This window comes from Paraburkholderia sp., assembly GCF_034668105.1.
Lineage (GTDB): Bacteria > Pseudomonadota > Gammaproteobacteria > Burkholderiales > Burkholderiaceae > Paraburkholderia.
Genome location: NZ_JAXDPY010000300.1, coordinates 1 through 3,364, shown reverse-complemented (window position 1 = coordinate 3,364; position 3,364 = coordinate 1). Strand labels below are relative to the sequence as shown.

Below are 3,364 nucleotides of genomic sequence, written 5' to 3'. Positions count from 1 at the left end.
CCGAACGGCGCCTCGAAGGTGCGGACTTCGCCGCCGGGGCAAATGGTGCGTGCCTCGTCGAACGATTCCTCGCCTTTTTCGAAGTTGAACAGATGGATCTTGTCGTAGCGCGCGGCCTCGTTGCCTTCTGGGTCGAACACCAGCGTGGTGTTCAGCACGCGCGACGGTTCCGGCGACATCAACGGCAAGGTGCCGCCGATCACCCATACCTTATGGCGGCGCGCGGCATCGGCGAGAAAGCGCTGGATCGGGCCGTCCTGGTAGGGCTCGCGCACCGCGAGCTTGTCCGTGTCCTTGAAGCCCATGAAGCAGAAGTATTCGGGCAGCAGGACAAGTTGCGCGCCGTCGGCGGCGGCTTCGGCAATCAGGCGCTCCGCTTCGGCCAGATTGCGTTCGCGCTCCGGCGTGCTGACCATTTGCAGCGCGGCCACGCGGAAGCTGCTGCCGGAAGACCCGTTGGACGCAACAGCGGAGGAGGCCGCGGACGAAGCGGTAGACGAAGATGAAAAGACGTGTGTTTCGCTCATGAGCGTTTCGAAAAACTCCCGGCTAAGGCGGCGGCGCGAGAACTGCTTGTGCCGCATACGTCGTTCAGGGCTGGCTGCGGCCTGTGGCGCGGCACTGCGCTTTATTATGAGCAACGGCCCTAAAGGGTGCTGAAGGGGGTGCCGAAGGCTCAGTGCGCTTCCACGGTCGAAGCCGGAGCGTCCATCTTACCGCGATCGCCCTTCACCCGCTCAATGTGCGGTTTCGACCACGGACCGGTGATTGCGTACTCGCGCGCAAACGCCGTGGAGACTGACTTGCTGAACGCCAGATCGGCCACCAGCGCGCCCAGCCCGAGCAGCGGATTGATCACGGTCGCGGCGATCACGGCGGCGCCGGCGCTGACGGTCGGCACGATCCGCACGTGCAGATCCTGGGTCTCCTGCGCCAGATCCACCGAGCCCTTCATCTCGGCCCGGGCCGGCGCCGTCACCATCTCGAAGTTCTCGGTACGGCCAATGCCGTTGTGGATTTGCCCCGTGCCGGTGACGTGCTCGAACGGCAACCCTTCTCCGATCACATCGCGGAAATTGAGGGTGGCAAAGCGCGCGAGGCTTTGCAGGCTGAGTACGCCCAGCAGTTTCGCGACGCCCGGGTCGACCTTGAGAATCTGCCCGTGGCGCAGATCGACGGCCAGATTGCCGTTGAGCGTCGGGTAATCGATCGCGGTCGGGCCGCCGTGCCACACGACCTTGCCCGACAGCGTGCCGCTGCCGCCCTTGAGCGTGTGCGGCTGGCCGAAACGCTCCAGCAACGCGCCGGTGTCCTTGATGTCGAGCTTGAAGTCGAACAAGGTACGGCGCTGTGCCGCTTCGTCGGCGGCGTCGCCGACGCCGCTCGACGTGCGCCAGTTTGCGGTGGCAGTCAGCGTGGCGGCGGCATTGGTGATGTCGAGCTTGTCGAGTTGCCAGACCGGCGCGCCGTCTTCCACGAAGTTGTGCGCGTCGACTTCGAGCCGGCCAATGTTGCGATCGCGCACGATCAACTCGTTGACCACCAGATCGATTGACGGCATGTTCTGCGCCGGCGCCGAGATCGCCTGGCCGAGGAGGTCCTTGTCGGTGGCCGAAGGGATCACCACCCGGGCAAAGCGCGCCTGCAGCGTGCCGGGCGATTCCTTGTTCGCGCCCGGCAGCCAGGAAACGTGCCCCGAAACCTGGTTCGACGCGATGTTCGCCTGCCATTTGCCGTCCGCGTGCGACGCGCCGACGATCACGCTGTCCCAGTGCCGCTTGAGCAGTGTCAGTGTTTCAATGTGGAGCGCGAAACGGCTCGGCAGGAATTGCGCGACGAGCGGATTCGTCACAGTCGGCGCGGCGGCGGGAGCGGCTGCGGCGACGCCAGCGGCAGCAGGCGGGGGAGCTTCCTTGTTGCGCATCTGCGTGACGAGCGCGCGCCAGGCGTCGGCATCGAATGCTTCGAGGTCGACCGCGGCGATCACACCATTGGACGGCAAGTCGGCGGGCTTGTTGACGCCGATCGCGCCGCGTACCACCGTCGGCGGCGTTTTCGGTTGCGCTTTGGGCTCGTAACGCAGCAAATAGGTGGCTGCGATCGGGCCGAAGGTGAGGTCGGCGCGTTCCAGACCGGCTTCGCTCGCGTCGGTGGCGGGGCTGACCGCGAAGTGCAGCGGCATCGGGGTGCCAACCGGTTTGTTGAACGGCGCGGGGAAGTCGAGCCCGAGACCGGTCAGATCGGAGTTCGCCGTGATTTCCGGCAAGCGCCCTTTGGCGCCGCGCACGTTGAGTGCGTAGGGCGCGCTGCCGCTCATGCGCGTCAGCACCTGGCTGGCCGGTCCATGCAGATTCAGGCCGCGCGCGGCGTCGACGGCGATGTGACCGCCAAGCTCGAGCGCATACGTCCCGTCCTGCTTGAGGCCGCCATTCGCGTGCACGTCGCCGCCGAGGAACTGGCCCGTGAGCCGCTCGGTCTGCGCCGTGTGTTCGGTGAAGCGCACCTTGCCGTTCAGTTGCGACAGCGGCGGCACGTTTTGGACAGTCAGGCGATTGTTCTGAAAACCGACCGCGCCTTCCACGCCGATATGCGGCTTCGGCGTGCGCGGCACGGTCAGTTTGAGCGCCAGCGACGCGGACCCTTCGGCGCGCACCTTCTCGGTCTCATGTTTGGCCATGATGCCGAGCGAACTCGCGTTGACGTAGTCGAGCATGTCGGCGAGCGGGCCACGGCCGTTGCCGTCGATCACGAGGTTGGAGGCTCGGGTGCCGAGGTCGTCGATCTTGCCGTTGACACGCGTCAGGGCGACCTGTTTGTAATGGGCGCGGTCGATATCGAAGCGCAGCACGTTCTGACTCAGTTCGAACACACCGTCGATGCCGTCCAGCGGCGGCCACACGTTCGGCGTGCCGTTCCTCATTCTGCGCGGCGGGTACGGCGAAGGGTCGAACTTGCCGCCCTTGAACGGCGCGACGATATGGAAAATCCCAGCTTCGGGGGCGCGCGAGTAGGGGAATTTGGTCAGATCGCCGTGTATTTCGATCGTCGCACCGCGCGACGTGCCGGCCTGCAGGCCGTGGCCCAGATAGATGCGCAGCTTTTCGCTGATGCTGGTCGGCAAATAACGCACGATGCGCGCGACCTGGGCGCGCTGGAAGTCGGCTTTCAGGTCGAGCGAACCGCGGCCGTGGCCTGGATTGCTGTAGTTGGCGGTGGCAGTGGCATCGACGTCCTTGTTCGAAACGCCAAAGTTGGCCAGCTTGACGGTGAAGGCCGGGTGATTTTCGCCGGCAGCCTTCGGCGTGATGGTCCAGTCTGCCTCGCCACGCAGACGGTCGAATTTCAGGCGCGGGTCGTCGAACAC

Annotated in this window: 2 protein-coding genes; both read right to left on the bottom strand. The window is 65.5% G+C overall.

Translation table 11 applies throughout. The features are described 5' to 3' along the window. Positions 1–527 (bottom strand): nitrilase-related carbon-nitrogen hydrolase (locus QOC89_RS13645; RefSeq protein WP_323045494.1); only part of this gene is annotated, 527 nt, incomplete at its 3' end. Between the two features lie 149 nt (positions 528–676). Then, a partial coding sequence (locus tag QOC89_RS13640) for a YhdP family protein (protein WP_323045493.1) occupies positions 677–3,364 on the bottom strand: 2,688 nt, incomplete at its 5' end.